This window comes from Mycobacterium sp. PSTR-4-N, from assembly GCF_022348085.1.
Lineage (GTDB): Bacteria > Actinomycetota > Actinomycetes > Mycobacteriales > Mycobacteriaceae > Mycobacterium.
Genome location: NZ_JAKRFN010000004.1, coordinates 200466 through 219745 on the forward strand (window position 1 = coordinate 200466; position 19280 = coordinate 219745).

Here is a 19280-nt window from a genome sequence, read left to right on the forward strand (position 1 = left end):
CCACCCGAGAATCTTTGGTAGTGTGCTCGTCGGCCTACAAGACGGCGTCACGCGGCACCACCGCGCGGCGCCAGGGCCACAAAATAGCCCGTGACCTGCGGTGATGGGCTGCCAATGGGGTATGGTGTAATTGGCAACACAGCTGATTCTGGTTCAGCCATTCTAGGTTCGAGTCCTGGTACCCCAGCCAACGAGCGGATTAGGTCAGCACTGTGTCCCTCAGCTATGCTGACCGTCCGTAACGAGTTCTAGCCCCCGTCGTCTAGCGGCCTAGGACGCCGCCCTCTCACGGCGGTAGCGTGGGTTCGAATCCCATCGGGGGTACAACTGCTCGCAGGTCTTCGACAGACCTGCGAGTTTTTTCATGTGGCCAGCCTCAGGTCTACAGCCGCCGGGTCAGAGCGTCGGCGGCGGCCACCAGATCGGCTGCCCAGCGCGCGCCCGGACGCTTCCCCATCCGGTCGATCGGTCCGGACACCGACACCGCGGCGATCACCGCGCCGCGGCCGTCGCGTACCGGAGCTGACACGCTCGCCACGCCGGGCTCCCGTTCTGCCGCGCTCTGCGCCCACCCGCGCCTGCGCACATCGGCCAGCGCGCGGTCGGTGAACGCCGCGTCGGCCAGCACGCTGCGCTGGGTGGCAGGGTCGGCGTAGGCGAGCAGCACCTTGGCCCCTGAGCCGGCCGTCATCGGCAGGCGCGCGCCGACAGGCACCGTATCCCGAAGACCTGCAGGCGGTTCCAGCGCCGCGACACAGATGCGTGCGGTGCCGTCCCGGCGATAGAGCTGCACGCTCTCACCGGTGAGCTCCCGCAGGCGCGGGAGCACCACGGCGCCCGCCGACACCAGTGGATCTCGGACGTGGCTGCCCAGCTCGGCCAGCGCGGGGCCCAGACGCCACTGCCCGTCGGCATCGCGCGCGAGCAGCCGGTGCGTCTCCAGGCCGACGGCCAGCCGGTGTGCGGTCGCGCGGGGCATCGCGGTGCGGTCGCACAGATCGGCCAGGCCGCAGGGAGACTCGGCGACGGCGTGGAGGACAGCCACCGCTTTGTCGAGTACGCCGATACCGCTATCCTGTCTCACAAGGAGATACTAGCTTCCCAGATTGTGAGATAGTCAATGGACATGGCGAACAAGCCGCGGACTCTCGCCGAGAAGGTGTGGAGCGATCACGTCGTCGTCGCGGGCGGTGGCGAGGGTGACGCCAGGGAGCCGGACCTCATCTACATCGATCTGCATCTCGTGCATGAGGTCACCAGTCCCCAGGCGTTCGACGGGTTGCGGATGGCCGGCCGGCCGGTGCGGCGGCCCGACCTGACGATCGCCACCGAAGACCACAACGTGCCCACCGTCGACATCGACAAGCCGATCGCCGACCCGGTGTCTCGGACCCAAGTGGAGACGTTGCGCCGCAACTGCGCCGAATTCGGGGTGCGCCTGTATCCGATGGGCGATGCCGAACAGGGCATCGTCCACATCATCGGGCCGCAGTTGGGTCTCACGCAGCCCGGCATGACGGTCGTGTGCGGCGACAGCCACACCTCCACCCACGGGGCCTTCGGCGCGTTGGCCATGGGCATCGGCACCTCCGAGGTCGAACACGTGCTGGCCACCCAGACACTTCCGTTGCGGCCGTTCAAGACCATGGCCGTCACCGTCGACGGTGAGCTGCCACCCGGAGTCAGCGCCAAGGACATCATCCTCGCGGTGATCGCCGAGATCGGAACCGGCGGCGGGCAGGGACATGTCATCGAATACCGGGGCAGCGCCATCACCTCGCTGTCCATGGAGGGCCGGATGACGATCTGCAACATGAGTATCGAAGCGGGCGCCCGCGCCGGCATGGTGGCCCCCGACGACACCACTTTCGCGTTCCTCCAGGGTCGGCCGCACGCACCGACAGGCGCCGCGTGGGACGAGGCGGTCGCGGCGTGGAGGCAGCTACGAACCGACGACGGTGCGGAATTCGACACCGAGGTCCACATCGACGCGTCGACGCTGAGCCCGTTCGTCACCTGGGGCACCAACCCCGGCCAGGGTGTGCCGCTGTCCGCCGCCGTGCCCGATCCCGAATCGATGTTCGACGACGCCCAGCGCGAGACCGCCGAAAAAGCGTTGGCTTACATGGGCCTGGAGGCGGGTACCCCGATGCGCGACATCGCCGTCGACGCCGTGTTCGTCGGCTCGTGCACCAACGGCCGGATCGAGGATCTGCGCGTGGTGGCCGATGTGCTGCGCGGCCGCACCGTCGCCGACGGGGTGCGGATGCTGATCGTGCCCGGCTCCATGCGGGTTCGCGCACAGGCCGAATCCGAAGGCCTGGGCGAGATCTTCACCGCGGCCGGAGCGGACTGGCGTCAGGCGGGCTGCTCGATGTGCCTGGGAATGAACCCCGATCAGCTGGCTCCCGGTGAGCGGTGCGCCTCGACGTCGAACCGGAACTTCGAGGGCCGGCAGGGCAAAGGTGGTCGCACACATCTGGTGTCGCCGGCCGTCGCCGCCGCGACCGCTGTTCGGGGGACCCTGTCGTCCCCGGCCGATCTGATCCCCGCGACCACCCACTGAGAATCGGAGACGCTGTCATGGACGCTTTCACCACCCACACCGGGATCGGCGTGCCCCTGCGCCGCACCAATGTCGACACCGACCAGATCATCCCGGCGGTCTATCTGAAACGCGTGACCCGAACGGGATTCGAAGACGGGCTGTTCGCCGCCTGGCGCAACGATCCGTCGTTCGTGCTCAATCAGCAGCCGTTCGACCGGGGTTCGGTTCTGGTGGCGGGGCCGGACTTCGGCACCGGCTCCTCGCGCGAACACGCGGTCTGGGCACTGATGGACTTCGGCTTCCGGGTGGTCATCTCGTCACGATTCGCCGATATTTTCCGGGGCAACGCGGGTAAGGCCGGACTCCTGGCGGCCGAAGTCGCACAAGACGATGTGGAATTGTTGTGGAAGATCATCGAGCAGCGCCCGGGTACGGAAATCACTGTCAATCTTCAAGATCGAACCGTCGCCGCCGAAACGATGGTGGTGCCGTTCAAGATTGATGATTACACCGCATGGCGACTGCTCGAGGGTCTCGACGATATAGGCCTTACGCTGCGAAAACTCGATCAGATCGAAGATTACGAGGCGCACCGGCCCGACTGGAAACCTCGCACTCTGGCGACCTGAGTGGCGGTCTGCGGGCGTGAAATATCCGCTCTGCAATCCTCTTTTACGGGGGCTCGGTAGGACACAAAGGGGGCCAAGCGGATTGAAAAAAGTTCGCTGACTCGGCCTGAAATTGCGCGTGGCTCTTGGAAATCAACAGCCATTGGGTTTACCGTGTCCTCTAGTCGGTCCAAAGAGGACCACAGTTCCCGGAGGTTTTGCATGAACAAGGCAGAGCTCATCGACGTACTCACGGAGAAATTGGGCTCGGATCGTCGGCAAGCGACCGCAGCGGTGGAGAACGTCGTCGACACCATCGTGCGCGCCGTGCACAAGGGTGACAGCGTGACCATCACCGGCTTCGGTGTCTTCGAGCAGCGTCGTCGCGCGGCCCGTGTCGCCCGCAACCCGCGCACGGGTGAGACGGTGAAGGTCAAGCCCACGTCCGTTCCCGCGTTCCGCCCCGGCGCCCAGTTCAAAGCGGTTGTCTCCGGCGCGCAGAAGCTTCCGGCCGAAGGCCCCGCCGTCAAGCGCGGTGTGACCGCTTCCGGCACTGCCCGCAAGGCGGCGAAGAAGGCTCCGGCCAAGAAGGCCGCGACCAAGGCTCCGGCCAAGAAGGCCGCGACGAAGGCTCCCGCCAAGAAGGCCGCGACGAAGGCTCCCGCCAAGAAGGCCGCGACCAAGGCTCCGGCCAAGAAGGCCGCACCCGCGAAGAAGGCAGCGCCTGCCAAGAAGGCTCCGGCCAAGAAGGCCACTGCCGCGAAGAAGGCAGCGCCTGCGAAGAAGGCTCCGGCCAAGAAGGCCGCGACCAAGGCTCCGGCCAAGAAGGCCGCACCCGCGAAGAAGGCTCCGGCCAAGAAGGCTCCGGCCAAGCGCGGTCGCAAGTAACCGGTTTCGCCGACACCGTAGTCAGAGCAACGCAGCTTCACCGATGACGCCGTGGGCCGATGCCCACGGCGTTGTCGTGTGTCTGGCTAGTGCGATGCCAGCGGTGAACTGATGTGGTCGGCGCTGACCAACCGTCCGCCGGCCAGGGTCAGCACCCAGGTGCTGCCCTTGCGGTTGCGTGACTTGTCGGGACGCACACCGTCGCGTTCGCACCACCACGCGATCAGATCGGGGATGACCTCACCCTGCGTGCAGATCACGGGGTGAGACGCCGTCTCGGCGATCTCCAGCACGCGCTGGCGGCCCCTCTTCGGTTTGTCCGCGTATGCCTCTGCGGTCAAGGCGGTTTCGCTGATCACCGGAACGCCCAGTTCCTCGGCGAGAGGGCCGAGGGTCTGTTGGCAGCGGACGCGGTCGGCGGCGAACAGCTCGCGGGCGCCGAAGGCCAGCAGTAGATCCACCAGCGACTCCGCCTGGGCACGGCCGTGTTTGTCCAGTGGGCGCTCGCGGTCATCGCCGGAGTACCGCTTCTTACTTCCCGCGGTGGCGTGCCGGACGATGAGCATCGTCCTGGTGTCGACCGGCAGCTTGGCGAAGCGGCGCAGCACTTTGCGATCCAGCGCGTAATCCACTTGGCTCATCGCTTGGTCGAGGGGCAGCCACTTCAGTTCGTCGACTTCGTCGTTGGCCGCGAATTCACCTCTGACGCTGCGGGCGGCCCAGTACCGGACTTTCTTCGTCGTGTCTTTGACGGGGTAGCTGACCGTCGTCAGCCTGCGGCTGAGATGTGCGCGGAAGCCCGTCTCTTCCTCTATCTCTCGCACCGCGGCGACCGGTTCGGTCTCCCCGCGCTCGAGTTTTCCCTTGGGCAGGGACCAATCGTCATACCGCGGCCGGTGGATGACCGCGATCTCCGGAGCACCTGTGGACTCGTGCGGGCGCCACAGCACCGCGCCGGCGGCGAGGATGGGGTCGGCCTTCACGCGCCGAACCTGCTCGGGTGGATCGGCCGGTTATTGATGGCGGTGGCTTTCCATCATCGACACCTGGTGATCCCGCACCGTCTGTCCCTCCTGAGGCAATGCCGTCCACTTCCCGTCGACGCCGAGTTCCCAGCAGCGCGTCCGCGGATCCAGGGCGGATTCGAAGATGTCGTTCAGCGACGAGGTCAGTCGCGGATCTTTGACCTGCGCCATGACCTCCACGCGGCGATCGAGATTACGATGCATCATGTCGGCGCTGCCGATCCAGTATTCGTCGATGGCGCGGAAGTGAATGATCCGTGAATGCTCGAGGAACCGACCGAGGATCGAGCGCACCACGATGTTCTCCGAGAACCCCTCTCCGCCCGGTTTCAGCGCACAGATGCCACGCACCACCACCTCGACCCGGACCCCCGCCTGGGAGGCCCGATAGAGCGCGTCGATGACCTGCTCGTCGACCAATGCGTTGGCCTTCAGGCGGATCCGGCCCTCCGCGCCGTCACGGGTGGCCGCGATCTCGCGATCGATGCGTTCGATGATGCCGCGCCGCACCCCGTAGGGGGCGACCAGCAGATTGCGGTATGACTCCTTACGGGAGTAACCGGTCAGGGAATTGAACAGGTCGGTGAGGTCGGCACCGATGTCCGGGGCCGCCGTCAGCAGACCCACGTCCTCGTACAGCCGAGCGGTCTTCGGGTTGTAGTTGCCCGTGCCGATGTGGCAGTACCGGCGGATCATCGATCCCTCGCGCCGCACCACCAGGCATGTCTTGCAATGGGTCTTCAGCCCGATGAGCCCGTAGACCACATGCACGCCGGCCTGTTCGAGTGCACGGGCCCACTTGATGTTGGCCTGTTCGTCGAACCGGGCCTTGATCTCGACCAACGCCACGACCTGCTTGCCCGCCTCGGCGGCGTCGATCAACGCGTTGACGATCGGGGAGTCACCGGAGGTGCGGTAGAGCGTCTGCTTGATCGCGAGCACATTGGGATCGGCAGCCGCCTGCTCGATGAAGCGTTGCACGGTGGTCGAGAACGAGTCATAGGGATGGTGGACGAGCACGTCGCCGTCGCGCAGCGTCGCGAAAATGCTCTTGGGAGTCTCACGTTCGCCGAATGCGGGCGGTGTGGCGGGCACGAACGGGCGGTCCTTGAGTGCCGGCCGGTCAACGCCGTAGACCTGCCACAGCGACGAGAGGTCCAGCAGTCCGGGCACTTCCACGACGTCCCCGGGTGCGACGTCGAGTTCGCGGAGCAGCAGTTCGAGCATGCCTTCGGTCATGTCGTCGGAGACTTCGAGGCGCACGGGTGAGCCGAACCTGCGGCGGGCGAGCTCCCGCTCGAGGGCTTTGAGCAGATCCTCGTCGCGGTCCTCCTCCACCTCGAAGTCGGCGTTGCGGGTGATCCGGAAGGCGTGGTGCTCCACGATTTCCAGGCCGGGGAACAGCACCGGCAGGAACGCGGCGATCAGTTCTTCCATCGGCAGGAACCGGGCGACATCGGACGTGCCCTCCCGCGCGGCCAGCTCGACGAACCGATCCACGTTGTCGGGCACTTTGATTCGTGCGAAATGCTGTCCGCCGTCGGGATGCTTGACGGTGATGGCGAGGTTCAGGCTCAGACCGCTGACGAACGGGAACGGGTGCGCGGGATCGACCGCCAACGGGGTCAGGACCGGGAACACCTGCTCGTGGAAGTACGTCGAGAGCCGGCCGCGTTCGTCGTCGTCGAGTTCGGCCCACGTCACGATCACGATGCCTTCGTCGGCCAGCGCCGGGCGCACGGCGTCGAGGAAGACATGCGCGTGGCGGCTCGCCAGCTGCTGGGTGCGCTCGCTGATCCGGCGCAGTTGTTCGCGCGGTGACAGGCCGTCGGCCGAGCGGACCGACAACCCCATCTCGTCGCGGCGCTTGAGACCGGCGACGCGCACCATGTAGAACTCGTCGAGGTTGGACGCGAAGATCGCCAGGAACTTGGCGCGTTCCAACAAGGGCAGTGAGGGATCGGCGGCCAACGCCAGCACGCGGGCATTGAAGTCGAGCCAACTCAACTCACGGTTGAGGTAACGGTCTTCGGGAAGCGGATTGTCGACCGTCGGTGACGTCGCGGCCGGTGGCGCCTCGGGTGCAGTGTCGGGCACCGCGGGGTCCGTGGAGTCCGCCGGGGTGTCGGCGGTGTCAGGCCGGGTCTGCGCTTCGGTCATGCCCCGATGATTCCCTATGCACCGGCGCGGCGGCTAGCAGAAGGGACACCCGTTCACCGCAGCGCGCCGATCACCTGCGACGTCGCCGACCCGACACCCAGGTGACGGGCGTCGAGCAGATCCTGCGCGGTGTCGATGTCACATCGCAGCCCGGGCCAGCCGCCGGTCAATTCGACCGCGCCCGAACGGCGGTGCCGGGCGGCCGATCCGGCCCCGAACAGAGGGCGAAGCGGCACGCCGAACGCGAACAGTGCTGCGGTCCCCGTGCCGTGGCGATCGGCCACGTAGCTGCGCCGGTGCTCGCGTGCCGCGCTGATCGCCTCGGCCAGCTCCGCATCCCGCAGCGCTGGCAGATCTCCTTGCAAGGCAACCACATTCGCAGTACTCCTGCGCGCGAGCGTCTCACCGGCGGCCAACGCGTTGTTGAGCGGATCCCGATGTCCGGCCGGTGTCGGATCTTCGAGGGCCAGCGCACCCAGGCGGCCGGCAGCGGCAGCGGCATCGGCATCGGGAGTCACCACGATGACCGACCGGACCGCCGGCACCGCCGTCGCAGCGGTGATCGTGTCCTCGAGCATCGCGAGCACCATGCCGCCGCGCGTGGCCGGCGGGAACGCCGGGGCAAGGCGCGTCTTGGCCGCGGTCAGCCGCTTGACCGCGATCACCACACTGACGCCCGCGTCCGGGGTTCGGGCGCCGGCGGCCGGAGAGGTGTTCATGCCGGGCACGAGCGCCATCCTGCCAGCAGTTATTCCCGGCTAGTGTTGCAGGCGTGGTCGAGGCTGCGGTGATGGGTGCGGGAGCGTGGGGTACGGCCCTGGCGAAGGTGCTGGCCGATGCCGGCAACGGGGTCAGGTTGTGGGCGCGCGACCCGCAGCGGGCCGCCGAGATCAATCGGACCCACCGCAATCCCGGATACGTCGACGTCGATCTCCCGGCTTCGATCCGGGCCACCGGCGACTGTGCGGAGGCGCTCGACGGCGCGTGCACCGTGCTGCTCGCCGTGCCGTCACAGACGCTGCGCGCCAACCTGACCCAGTGGTGCCCGCACCTCGGCGCGGACACCACTCTGGTGAGCCTCGCCAAGGGCATCGAGCTGGACACGCTGATGCGTATGAGCCAGGTCGTGGTGCAGGTGACCGGTGCCGACCCCGCCCGCGTCGCCGTCGTGACCGGACCCAATCTGGCCAGTGAGGTCGCCGCGGAGCAGCCCGCCGCCACCGTCATTGCGTGCAGCGACTCCGGTCGCGCGGTGGCGTTGCAGCGAGCGCTGGCGACCGGATACTTCCGGCCGTACACCAATGCCGATGTGATCGGTGCCGAGATCGGCGGAGCGTGCAAGAACGTGATCGCCCTCGCGTCCGGGATGGCGGCGGGCGCCGGGCTGGGGGAGAACACCGCGGCGGCGATCATCACCCGCGGGCTGGCCGAGATCATGCGGCTCGGAATCGCATTGGGCGCCAAGCCGGCAACGCTGGCCGGGCTTGCCGGTATCGGAGATCTCGTCGCCACCTGCATGTCCCCGCGGTCGCGCAACCGGTCTTTCGGGGAGCGGCTGGGCCAGGGCGACACGATGGAGGCCGCGATGGCCGCCACCGGCGGACACGTCGCCGAAGGAGTGACCTCGTGCCGGTCGGTGCTGGCGCTGTCGGCGAGTTACGACGTCGAGATGCCGCTGACCGAAGCCGTCCACGGCGTGTGCCACAAGGGACTGTCGGTCGAGGACGCGGTGTCGCTGCTCCTCGGGCGCTCCACGAAACCGGAGTGATCCCATGACCTATGGACATCCGGGCAAGGCGTACGGAGACTCCACACGCAGCCTGGCAGCGATCGCCGGCGAACACGTGCCGGGCGAACCGGTCGGTCCGGTGCCCGTGCCGGCAGCGGCATATCACCTCGGCGTCGACGAGGACGATGCGCTGGACAGCTACGGCCGGCGACACAACCCCACGTGGCGGCAGCTGGAATCGGCGCTGGCTCAGCTCGAAGGCGCCACCGCGGCGCTGACTTTCGGCTCCGGAATGGCGGCGATCACGTCGGTACTGCGCGTGGTGGCCGAGCCGGGCAGCACGCTCGTCGTGCCGGCCGACGGCTACTACCAGGTGCGCGCCTATGCCACCGAGTACCTCGCTCCTCGCGGCGTCACCGTCGTGCAGGCGTCGTGCGCGCAGATGTGCGACGCCGCCCGCGACGCTGACGTGGTCCTGGCCGAGACACCGTCGAACCCCGGCCTGGACGTCGTGGACCTGCACCGCCTGGCGATGCAGTGCCGACCGCGCGGCGCTCTGCTCCTCGTCGACAACACGACGGCGACCCCGTTGGGACAGCAACCGCTGGCCCTGGGCGCCGACCTGGTGGTGGCCAGCGCCACCAAAGCGCTTTCCGGACATCATGATCTGCTCGCCGGTTACGTCGCCGGCAACCGGGCCGACGTGATCGACCGGCTGCAGCGCGAGCGACTGCTGGCCGGGCCCATCCTGGGTGCCTTCGAGGCGTGGCTGGTGCTGCGGGGCCTGAGCACGTTGGGCCTGCGCTACGAACGGCAATGCCAGAACGCCGCCGCTCTCGCCATGATGCTGCGCTCACACCCCGCCGTGGCTTCCGTGCGGTACCCGGGTCTGCACGACGATCCGTCACACGCCATCGCGACCCGCCAGATGCGTCGCTTCGGCGGCATCGTCTCCGTCGAACTGGCCGACGCCGAGGCGGTCCACGACCTCGTCCGCCGCAGCGCGCTGCTCGTCGGCGCCACCAGCTTCGGCGGCGTGCACACCTCGGTCGACCGCAGGGCGCGGTGGGGCGACCCGGTACCCGAGGGGTTCGCCCGTATCTCCTGTGGAATCGAGGACACCGACGACCTGCTGGCCGATATCGAGTCGGCTCTCGGGGGAGGCGGGCGGTAGCCTCTCCAGACTGTGACTGCCCGCACCCGCGTTGCCGTCGTCTATGGCGGACGGAGTTCCGAGCACGCGATCTCGTGTGTCTCCGCAGGCAGCATCCTGCGCAACCTCGATCCGGCGCGGTTCGAGGTGATCGCCGTCGGCATCACCCCGCACGGGTCGTGGGTGCTCGGCGATGGCCGCCCCGAGGGGTTGGCCATCACCGACGGCACCCTGCCCGGCGTCAGCGAGACGTCCGGAACCGCGCTCGCGCTCTCGCCCGATCCGGCCCGGCGCGGACAGCTGCTGTCGATGGGGGAGGCCGCCGGCGAGGTGCTGGCCTCGGTCGACGTGGTGTTCCCGGTCCTGCACGGGCCCTACGGCGAGGACGGCACCATCCAGGGTCTGCTGGAGCTGGCCGGTGTGCCCTACGTCGGTGCCGGCGTGCTGGCCAGCGCGGTCGGCATGGACAAGGAGTTCACCAAGAAGCTGCTGGCCGCCGCCGATCTGCCGATCGGCGACCAGATCGTGCTGCGGCCCCAGGACGGCACGGTGTCGCTGACCGACCGCGAGCGGCTCGGGCTGCCGGTCTTCGTCAAGCCGGCCCGTGGCGGCTCGTCGATCGGGGTCAGCCGCGTGACGTCCTGGGACGGACTTCCCGCCGCCATCGAGCTGGCGCGGCGTCACGATCCGAAGGTGATCGTCGAGGCCGCGGTCGTCGGCCGTGAACTGGAATGCGGCGTCCTCGAGTTCCCCGACGGTCGGCTCGACGCCAGCACCGTCGGGGAGATCCGGGTCGCCGGAGTGCGCGGCCGTGACGACGGTTTCTACGACTTCGAGACCAAGTACCTCGACGATGCGGCCGAGCTCGACGTCCCGGCCAAGGTGGACGACGACGTCGCCGACGAGATCCGGGCCCTGTCGATCCGCGCCTTCGAGGCCATCGACTGCCAGGGTCTGGCCCGGGTCGACTTCTTCCTCACCGACGACGGCCCGGTCATCAACGAGATCAACACGATGCCGGGCTTCACCACGATCTCCATGTATCCGCGCATGTGGGCGGCCAGCGGCGTCGACTATCCGACGCTGCTCGCCACGATGGTGGACACCGCGGTCGCCCGCGGCACGGGCCTGCGCTGAGCGCTACGCTGCCGGACCGGGATCCACGGGTCGCGCCGGCAACGTCTCGGCCAGGGCCGTCGACACCGTCTGGATGGCGTCGGGACCGGAACCCGACGGCAGCGTGAGCGCCACGTAGACGGGGCGGTCCACCGCGAACCAGGTCGCGCGATCGGTGTCTGACGGCTGGCCGGAGTCCTGCACCCGGAACCACGACACCGCGTCGACCACCGTCAGCGGGGCACCCACCACGAAATCGGCCGGACGTTGCACGCCGCACCGCAACACCAGCGGCTCGCCACCGTCGTCGCGTTGCCATGCCGCCGCCCCCGCCGGCGCGGGATCGACCAGCGGTGCGCGGCGGTAGTCGCCCAGCTGATCGGGCAGCTTCTCGATCAGGCCGGCACATTCGGGGCCGTCCGCGCGCGGGGCCGGCACCGCCGACAGCGCGACAGGCGTGGGTGCCCGCCGGTGTTGTGTGACCGCGGCGAACGCCAGGAAGCCGACCGCGGCACCGACAGCCAGCACGATCGCTGCGATGAGCGCAGCGCGGGGTGGTCCGTCGCCGGCGGTGCTGGCCATGGCGACACTCTACGGGCGGCCCACCTCGGTGATCGGACCGGCGATCGGGCACGTCAACGTCCGGGTGATGCCTGCCACCTGCTGTACGGCCGGAACGACGGAGGACGTCAGCTCGGCCGACGTCGGGGCCCCTGCCCGCACGATCACGTCGTAGGGTCCGGTCACCGACTCCGAGGAGAGCACACCGGGCAGACCGGCGAGCTGTTTGGCGACGATCTCGGCGCGGCCGACCTCGGTCTGGATGAGCACGAAAGCCTCGACCACGCCTCGATCCCTCCGTTCGGTCTGCGCATACACCGGCGGCGTCGACGGCAGTGCTCAGATGCATAAACTCTGTAGCGACCTCAAGGTACCGCAGGTGAGCCCAGCGTTCAGGCCACGATCCAACAGCTCGAGGAGTGCAGACATGGGCGACGGCACGCTGGCAGGAGACGGGGAGTTCGCGGTGATCGAGCGGCTGGTCGCCGGCCGCCGACAACCGCCGTTCGTTCTCATCGGCCCCGGCGACGACGCCGCGGTGCTGGCCTGCGGGGGTGCGGCCGCGGTGAGCACCGACATGCTGATCGAGGACAGGCACTTCCGGCTGGACTGGTCGAGTCCTCACGACATCGGGCGAAAAGCCATCGCGCAGAACGCTTCCGACATCGAGGCCATGGGCGGCCGGGCCACCGCGTTCGTCGTCGGTTTCGGCGCACCCGGGGACACCGCAACCGAACATGCCGTGGCGTTGGCCGACGGCCTGTGGGACGAGGCCGCGCGACTGGGCGCCGGCATCGTCGGCGGAGACATGGTCGCCGCCCCGCAGTGGGTGGTCTCGGTGACGGTGCTGGGCGACCTCGAGGGTCGCCCGCCCGTGCTGCGCAGTGGCGCCGATCCCGGCGACGTGGTCGCGGTGACGGGCGAACTCGGGTGGTCTGCCGCAGGATATGTGTTGTGGCACAACGGCATCGACGCTTTCGAAGACTTGAGGCGCCGCCACCTGGTGCCGGCTCCGCCCTACGGGCAGGGGGCCGTCGCCGCCCGGGCGGGTGCCACGGCGATGACCGATGTCTCCGACGGGCTGCTCGCCGATCTGGGGCACCTCGCGGCCGCATCGGAGGTGCACATCGACCTCTCCATCGCGATGCTGCGCGACGATCTCGACGCACTTCTTCCGGCCGCGCAGGCCACGGGCATCGACGCTCGGCAGTGGGTGCTCGGTGGTGGTGAAGATCACGCGCTGGTGGCCACGTTCCCGGCCGAGCCTCCGCCGGGCTGGCGGATCATCGGGCGGGTGCAGGCTCCCGCAGCGCAATTCGGCCCGGGCACGGTCACGGTCGACGGCGCCGCGTGGGCCGGCAGCACGGGCTGGCAGTCCTATCGGACCTAGCGAACCCGTTGGCACGCGTGAATCACCCGGGCACTAAGTTGGCCTGTCGTGACAGCACGCCCACTGCAGGAGTTGGTCGACGAATCGTGGGCGAGCGCCCTGGCGCCGGTGCACGCCCGCGTCACCGAGATGGGGGAGTTCCTGCGCGCCGAACTGGCTGCCGGGCACAGCTATCTGCCCTCGGGGAAGCAGGTGTTGCGGGCCTTCACCTACCCCTTCGAGGACGTCCGCGTGCTCATCGTCGGACAGGACCCCTATCCGACGCCCGGGCACGCTGTCGGACTGAGCTTCTCCGTCGCCCCTGACGTGCGCCCCCTGCCGCGCAGCCTGGCCAACATCTACACCGAGTACCAGCAGGACCTCGGCCACCCGGCGCCCGGCACCGGTGATCTGACGCCGTGGTCCGAGCAGGGCGTGATGTTGTTGAACAGGGTGCTGACCGTACGACCCGGCACGCCGGCCTCCCACCGGGGTAAAGGCTGGGAGGCCGTCACCGAGTGCGCCATCCGGGCGCTGGTCGCCCGGCGACGCCCGCTGGTGGCGGTGCTGTGGGGACGTGATGCCGCGACGCTGAAGCCGATGCTCGGCGACACCGCCGTCATCGAATCGGCCCACCCCTCGCCGCTGTCGGCGGCACGGGGTTTCTTCGGGTCGCGCCCCTTCAGCCGCGCCAACGAACTGCTGGCGCAGATGGGCGGCGAGCCGGTGGATTGGCGCCTGCCCTGACCGCGGAGAGCCGCGTCAGGGTGCCGGGCTGAGAGTCACGTCCGGCAGGCTGGGCGAGGGGATGCTGATGCTCGGCGACGGAATCTCGATGGTGTTGTCGCCGTCCGTGGTGTCCGTCGTCTCGGTGGTTTCCGTCGACGACTCCACCGAACTGTCGGTATCGGTGCTGCTGTCGTCACCGCACGCGGTGAGCATCCATCCGGCGGTGAGAGCCGCGGCCACCGCGACCAGAGCGGGTCGAACAGCTCGAGCGTTCGTCATCTGCGATCGTCACCTTCCTGGCCGGGCTCCCTGCTCGGCCGTCACCGGCGAGCTACCCGTGCCGGGCGCAGTGAAACGCCGACGACCGCGACCGATCAGCCGCGGGTGACCTTGCCGGCCTTCAGGCACGACGTGCACACGTTGACACGCTGCTTGTTCCCGCCCGGACGGGCCACCGCGCGCACCGACTGGATGTTCGGATTCCACCGGCGGCTCGTCCGGCGATGGGAGTGCGACACCGACTTACCGAAGCCGGGGCCCTTCCCGCAGATATCGCACACGGCAGCCATAGTGAGAACTCCTCGTAAGTCAGCGCTTGGGGGTCAACGACCTGACGGGTGACCCGACAACCCGATCAGACTACCGGGCCGCCCCGAGGTTCGCCAAAACGGCGTCCACCGGTCCCGATGGTTGTCAACAGGCGTGAGCTCGCCCTCTCTTGCCTGTCCGACGCAGTGGCTAGGCTGACGCGGGCGGCCACATGCATCGGCGTAGCGGCGTACAGGCAGTGCGGAGGTGAGGATGTCGGCTCGGCGGCTCGATGCGTCGACGCTGCGGCGCTGGGCCCACACCGCGGTCTCGGACCTGATCAGCCACACCGACGAGATCAACGCGCTGAACGTCTTTCCGGTCGCCGACGCCGACACCGGCACCAACATGCTGTTCACGATGCGCGCCGCCTGGGCGCAGGCCGACTCGCGCGCCGCAAGCGACGACGTCACCGCCGTGGCCGCCGCGCTGGCCGACGGGGCGCTGCGCGGCGCACGCGGCAACTCCGGGGTGATCCTGTCGCAGATCCTGCGTGCGATCGCCGATGTCACCGCTGCCGCCACCGAGGACCGCGTCATCGCCGACATCGACGGCCCGCTCCTGGCCGCCGCGCTGCGTCACGCCGTCACCCTGGTCGTCACGTCGATGGGGGAAGCCGTTCCCGGCACCATCACCTCGGTGTTGCAGGACGCCGCCGATGCGGCCGCCCGCGAAGCCGATGACCGGGGTCACGGCGAGAAAGCCGACGTGTCCGAGGTGGTGGCCGCCGCCGCGCAGGCCGCCGTCGCCGCACTGGACCGCACCCCCACCCAACTCGACGTGCTCGCCGACGCCGGTGTGGTGGATGCCGGGGGCCGTGGCCTCCTGGTGCTCTTCGACGCGCTGACCACCACCCTCACCGGTCATGCGCAGCCGCGGCCGCGTTACCGCCCCGAACCCGTCGGTGCAGGCGCGGTCGAGCCGGCCCGCCCGCGCAGCGCTGCGACTCCCCAGTTCGAGGTCATGTACTTGCTCAGCGGCGCCGAGCGTGCCGCAGTGGAGGTGCTTCGTGCCCGTCTGGACGAGCTCGGCGAATCCGTCGCCATCGCGGCCGCCGCAGAGGCGGGTCGGTACTCCGTCCACGTCCACGTCGACGATGCGGGCGCCGCCGTCGAGGCCGGGCTGGCCGTCGGTGTCCCGAGTCGCATCCGGATCACCTCGCTGACCGGCGGCGCCGACCGTCATCCGGCGGGCGGGTGGGCGCGGGAACGCGCGGTGCTGGCCGTCGTCGACGGCGACGGCGCCGAGGAGTTGTTCACCAGCGAGGGAGCGCAGATCCTGCGCCCGGAACCCGGATCACCGGTCAGCGCCCACCAGCTGCTGCACGCGCTCGTCAACACCGGCGCCGAGCAGGTCATGGTGTTGCCCAACGGATACGTCGCCGCCGAGGAGCTGCTCGCCGGATGGGCCGTCGCGTCGGACTGGGGCATCACGATGGTTCCGGTGTACTCCGGATCGATGGTGCAGGGTCTGGCGGCGCTGGCCGTCCATGACCCGGGCCACCGCCTCGTCGACGACGGTTACACGATGACCAGGGCCGCGGCCGGCGCGCGCCACGGTTCGGTGCGCGTCGCCGCCGAGGAGGCCCTGACCTGGGCCGGGGCGTGCCGGCCCGGCGACGGACTCGGCATCGCCGGCGACGAGGTCGTCCTCGTGGGCCGCAGCGTGATCGACGTCGGCTCGGGGTTGATCGACCTGCTGCTGGCCGCCGGCGGCGAACTGGTGACGGTGCTCACCGGCGCCGGCGTGGATCCCGGTGCCGCCGAGGTTCTTCGCGATCACGTCCACCGCGAACACCCGGGAACCGACATGGTCAGTTTCCACACCGGCCACGGCGGCGACGTGCTGCTGATCGGAGTCGAATGACGTGGCGACACTGAGTGATCGGCTCGACTTCGTGCTGGGCCGCAAGGCCGCCGAGCCGCTCGAGGAACATCTGGGTCTGCGCACCTGTGGCGACCTGGTGCGGTACTTCCCCCGCAAGTACAGCGACGCGATGAGTGTGCGCGACGAGGGGGAGGAGCTCGACCTCGAAGAAGGTGAGCACGTCACGTTCGTCGACGTCATCACCGAGGCCACCGTGCGGTGGACCAACCGGCAACCCAAGCGCGAATTCCTGGTCGTGACGCTGGGGCAGCGCCGACCGAAGGTCACCGCCACCTTCTTCAACGCCAAGTATCTGAAGCATTCTCTGGTGGAGGGCACCAAGGTGATGTTGTCCGGGGAGGTCGGATACTTCCGCGGCGTCATGCAGCTCACCCACCCGGCGTTTCTGATCCTTCGCGACGACGGCACCGCCAGGGGCACCAAATCCCTGTCGGCGATCGCCGATGCCGCAGGCGGCACCGACGTCCTCGCGGCGTTCGAGAAGGAGTACTTCCCGATCTATCCGGCGACGTCGAAGGTGCAGACGTGGGACATCTACGCCTGCATGCGACAGATGCTCGCCGTGCTCGACCCGGTACCCGATCCGCTACCGGAATGGGTTGTCCGAGAACATGATCTGATGTCCGAAGACGACGCGCTGCGGGCGGTGCACATCTCCGAGAACACCCGCGACCGGGAACGGGCGATCGAGCGGCTCACCTACGACGAGGCGATCGGGCTGCAGTGGGGTCTCGTGGTGCGCCGGCACAGCGAGCTGAGTGGCACAGGACCCGCCGCCCCGCCGCGGGACGACGGACTGGCCGCCGCGATGGCCGCACAGCTGCCGTTCGACCTGACTGCCGGGCAGCGCGACGTCCTCGACGTGATCTCCGCCGAGTTGGCCGCGGCGCACCCGATGAACAGGATGCTGCAGGGCGAAGTCGGTTCCGGCAAAACGGTTGTCGCACTGCTGGCGATGCTGCAGATGATCGATGCCGGTTATCAGTGCGCGCTGCTGGCGCCGACCGAGGTACTGGCCGCCCAGCACGCCCAGTCGATGCGCGCCATGCTGGGGCCGCTGGCGATGGCCGGTGAACTGGGCGCCGCCGACCAGGCCACCGCGGTGACATTGCTGACCGGTTCGATGTCGGCGCAGCAGAAGCGCGATGCGCGCCGCGAGGTCGCCGGTGGGATCGCCGGCATCGTGATCGGCACGCACGCGTTGTTGCAGGACGCGGTGGAGTTCGACCGCCTCGGCATGGTGGTGGTCGACGAACAGCACCGGTTCGGCGTCGAGCAGCGAGATCGATTGCGCGCCAAGGCTCCCGAGGGGATCACACCGCATCTTCTGGTGATGACGGCGACACCGATCCCGAGGACCGTGGCGCTGACCGTGTACGGAGACCTCGAGACGTCGACGTTGCGGGAGCTGCCGCGGGGTCGCCAACCCATCACCACCAACGCGATCTTCGTGAAGGAGAAACCGACGTGGCTGGCACGTGCCTGGCAGCGCGTCGTCGAAGAGGTCGGTGCCGGTCGACAGGCGTACGTGGTGGCCTCCCGCATCGATGAGAACGACAAGCCGGCCACATCGGGCAAAGGTGGCGGGAAGGACTCGGGGCAGGGTGGGCCGCCGCCGGTCACGGTGGTCCAGATGTTCGAGCGCCTGGCGAACGGCCCGCTGGCGGGGTTGCGGCTCGGCTTGATGCACGGCCGGCTCGCCGCCGAGGACAAGGATGCCGTGATGTCGGCGTTCCGCGCCGGGGACATCGATGTGCTGGTGTGCACGACGGTGATCGAGGTGGGTGTCGACGTGCCGAACGCCACGGTCATGGTGGTGATGGACGCCGACCGCTTCGGTATCAGCCAGCTGCATCAGCTGCGGGGCCGCATCGGGCGCGGTCAGCACCCCAGCCTGTGCCTGCTGGCCACCAACTTGCCGGAGACCTCGAAGGCGGGTCAGCGCCTCAGGGCCGTGGCCGGCACCCTGGACGGGTTCGCCCTCGCCGACCTCGACCTGCTCGAGCGCAGCGAAGGCGACGTGCTCGGCCTGCACCAGTCCGGCCGCGCGATCACCCTGCGATTCTTGTCACTGGCATCGCACCGGGAGATCATCGAGGCGGCAAAAGAGTTGTGCGAGAAGGTCTTCGACGACGATCCGCAGGATCCCGGGATGGCGACGCTGTCGGCGCCGTTCGTCGACGCCGATCAGGTCCAGTACCTGGACATGTCGTGACCCGCCGACACCTGTTGTGGCTCACGGTCGCCACTGCGCTCGCCGTCATCGTCGCCGTCCAGGTCGGCACGTCACCGCGCGGGCCGGCGCGCTTCATCGCCCAAGCCGACATCCCCACCGTCGCGCCCGGGGTGGATGTTCTCGCCGGTGTCGCCGAGATCCCGGCACGCATCCGCAGCCACGATTACCGCCGCGACGCGTTCGGTGAATCGTGGAGCGACGACACCACGGCTCCCGGTGGGCACAACGGCTGCGACACCCGTAACGACATCCTCGACCGCGACCTCAGCGAGAAGACCTACGTCGCGATCAAGAGATGCCCCACCGCGGTGGCCACCGGCACCCTTCTCGACCCGTACACCAGCACGGTCGTCGCGTTCACCCGCGGCAACCAGATCGGTGCCGCGGTCCAGATCGACCACATCGTGCCCCTTGCGCTGGCCTGGGATCTCGGGGCCCGCGGCTGGCCCGAGGATCTGCGCAGCCGGTTCGCCAACGATCCGGCCAACCTGCTGGCGGTCGACGGGCAGGCCAATCAGGACAAGGGAGACAAGGAGCCCGCGCTGTGGATGCCGCCGAACGTGGCGTTCCACTGCCAGTACGCCATGCAATTCATCGCTGTCCTGCGCGGGTACGGGTTACCGGTCGATGCGCCATCGGCACCGGTGCTCCGTGATGCCGCCGCGACCTGCCCGACGGGCTGA

The 19280-nt window shown here is 68.8% G+C and carries 19 protein-coding genes and 2 tRNA genes; 13 read left to right on the plus strand and 8 right to left on the minus strand.

Annotated elements, in window-relative coordinates:
• The first annotated feature begins 115 nt into the window (after positions 1–115).
• Positions 116–190 (plus strand) — tRNA-Gln (locus MHN84_RS07775).
• A 61-nt stretch (positions 191–251) separates the two neighbouring features.
• Positions 252–324, plus strand: a tRNA-Glu gene (locus MHN84_RS07780).
• Between the two features lie 58 nt (positions 325–382).
• On the opposite strand, the gene MHN84_RS07785 is transcribed toward MHN84_RS07780, so the two are convergent.
• Positions 383–1084, minus strand: a complete 702-nt coding sequence (locus MHN84_RS07785) for an IclR family transcriptional regulator (RefSeq protein WP_241204054.1) — start codon at positions 1082–1084, stop codon at positions 383–385.
• Between the two features lie 36 nt (positions 1085–1120).
• Here MHN84_RS07785 and leuC point away from each other — a divergent pair, with 36 nt between their 5' ends.
• From leuC to MHN84_RS07800, 3 genes are all read left to right on the plus strand, one after another.
• Positions 1121–2566 (plus strand): 3-isopropylmalate dehydratase large subunit, encoded by a 1446-nt coding sequence (leuC, locus tag MHN84_RS07790; protein ID WP_374238337.1) that lies wholly within the window; start codon positions 1121–1123, stop codon positions 2564–2566.
• 17 nt (positions 2567–2583) lie between these two features.
• Positions 2584–3177: a 3-isopropylmalate dehydratase small subunit gene (gene leuD, locus MHN84_RS07795; RefSeq protein WP_241204056.1), complete on the plus strand. Its 594-nt coding sequence runs from the start codon at positions 2584–2586 to the stop codon at positions 3175–3177.
• 201 nt (positions 3178–3378) lie between these two features.
• Complete coding sequence (locus MHN84_RS07800) at positions 3379–4044, plus strand: HU family DNA-binding protein (protein ID WP_241204057.1); 666 nt, start codon at positions 3379–3381, stop codon at positions 4042–4044.
• Between the two features lie 86 nt (positions 4045–4130).
• On the opposite strand, the gene MHN84_RS07805 is transcribed toward MHN84_RS07800, so the two are convergent.
• From MHN84_RS07805 to cofC, 3 genes are read right to left on the minus strand one after another with little or no spacing between them, the layout of a single operon-like run.
• Positions 4131–5027, minus strand: a complete 897-nt coding sequence (locus MHN84_RS07805) for an NUDIX domain-containing protein (protein ID WP_241204058.1) — start codon at positions 5025–5027, stop codon at positions 4131–4133.
• Positions 5028–5057: 30 nt separating this feature from the next.
• Positions 5058–7229 (minus strand): RNA degradosome polyphosphate kinase, encoded by a 2172-nt coding sequence (locus MHN84_RS07810; RefSeq protein ID WP_241204059.1) that lies wholly within the window; start codon positions 7227–7229, stop codon positions 5058–5060.
• 53 nt (positions 7230–7282) lie between these two features.
• A complete protein-coding gene (cofC, locus tag MHN84_RS07815; protein WP_241204060.1) occupies positions 7283–7948 on the minus strand; it encodes a 2-phospho-L-lactate guanylyltransferase in 666 nt (221 codons plus the stop codon).
• A gap of 71 nt (positions 7949–8019) precedes the next feature.
• Here cofC and MHN84_RS07820 point away from each other — a divergent pair, with 71 nt between their 5' ends.
• The 3 genes from MHN84_RS07820 to MHN84_RS07830 are packed head-to-tail and all read left to right on the plus strand — an operon-like array spanning position 8020 to position 11248.
• Positions 8020–8997 (plus strand): NAD(P)H-dependent glycerol-3-phosphate dehydrogenase, encoded by a 978-nt coding sequence (locus tag MHN84_RS07820; RefSeq protein WP_255730143.1) that lies wholly within the window; start codon positions 8020–8022, stop codon positions 8995–8997.
• A gap of 4 nt (positions 8998–9001) precedes the next feature.
• The gene (locus MHN84_RS07825) at positions 9002–10132 is read left to right on the plus strand and encodes a cystathionine gamma-lyase (RefSeq protein ID WP_241204062.1); all 1131 of its coding nucleotides are present in this window, start codon (positions 9002–9004) and stop codon (positions 10130–10132) included.
• Between the two features lie 12 nt (positions 10133–10144).
• Complete coding sequence (locus MHN84_RS07830; protein ID WP_241204063.1) at positions 10145–11248, plus strand: D-alanine--D-alanine ligase family protein; 1104 nt, start codon at positions 10145–10147, stop codon at positions 11246–11248.
• A 3-nt stretch (positions 11249–11251) separates the two neighbouring features.
• Here MHN84_RS07830 and MHN84_RS07835 read toward each other — a convergent pair whose 3' ends face one another.
• On the minus strand, positions 11252–11809 hold the full coding sequence (locus MHN84_RS07835; RefSeq protein ID WP_241204064.1) for a DUF3515 domain-containing protein: 558 nt from the start codon (positions 11807–11809) through the stop codon (positions 11252–11254).
• Between the two features lie 9 nt (positions 11810–11818).
• Positions 11819–12073, minus strand: coding sequence for an Lrp/AsnC ligand binding domain-containing protein (locus tag MHN84_RS07840; protein ID WP_241204065.1), 255 nt, complete (start codon positions 12071–12073; stop codon positions 11819–11821).
• Between the two features lie 142 nt (positions 12074–12215).
• Between MHN84_RS07840 and MHN84_RS07845 the strand changes: the two genes are divergently transcribed.
• Both MHN84_RS07845 and MHN84_RS07850 read left to right on the plus strand, forming a co-directional pair.
• Positions 12216–13178 (plus strand): thiamine-phosphate kinase, encoded by a 963-nt coding sequence (locus MHN84_RS07845; protein WP_241204066.1) that lies wholly within the window; start codon positions 12216–12218, stop codon positions 13176–13178.
• Positions 13179–13226: 48 nt separating this feature from the next.
• Positions 13227–13904 (plus strand): uracil-DNA glycosylase, encoded by a 678-nt coding sequence (locus tag MHN84_RS07850; protein ID WP_241204067.1) that lies wholly within the window; start codon positions 13227–13229, stop codon positions 13902–13904.
• Between the two features lie 15 nt (positions 13905–13919).
• Here MHN84_RS07850 and MHN84_RS07855 read toward each other — a convergent pair whose 3' ends face one another.
• On the minus strand, positions 13920–14165 hold the full coding sequence (locus tag MHN84_RS07855; protein WP_241204068.1) for a hypothetical protein: 246 nt from the start codon (positions 14163–14165) through the stop codon (positions 13920–13922).
• Between the two features lie 95 nt (positions 14166–14260).
• Positions 14261–14455, minus strand: coding sequence for a 50S ribosomal protein L28 (gene rpmB / locus MHN84_RS07860; protein WP_014815134.1), 195 nt, complete (start codon positions 14453–14455; stop codon positions 14261–14263).
• 232 nt (positions 14456–14687) lie between these two features.
• Here rpmB and MHN84_RS07865 point away from each other — a divergent pair, with 232 nt between their 5' ends.
• The 3 genes from MHN84_RS07865 to MHN84_RS07875 are packed head-to-tail and all read left to right on the plus strand — an operon-like array spanning position 14688 to position 19280.
• Positions 14688–16340 carry a DAK2 domain-containing protein gene (locus MHN84_RS07865; RefSeq protein WP_241204069.1) on the plus strand — a complete coding sequence of 551 codons (1653 nt, stop codon included), beginning with the start codon at positions 14688–14690 and terminating at the stop codon, positions 16338–16340.
• A 1-nt stretch (position 16341) separates the two neighbouring features.
• On the plus strand, positions 16342–18576 hold the full coding sequence (gene recG / locus MHN84_RS07870; protein WP_241204070.1) for an ATP-dependent DNA helicase RecG: 2235 nt from the start codon (positions 16342–16344) through the stop codon (positions 18574–18576).
• A complete protein-coding gene (locus tag MHN84_RS07875) occupies positions 18573–19280 on the plus strand; it encodes a DUF1524 domain-containing protein (protein ID WP_241204071.1) in 708 nt (235 codons plus the stop codon). The genes recG and MHN84_RS07875 overlap by 4 nt, the downstream gene beginning before the upstream one ends.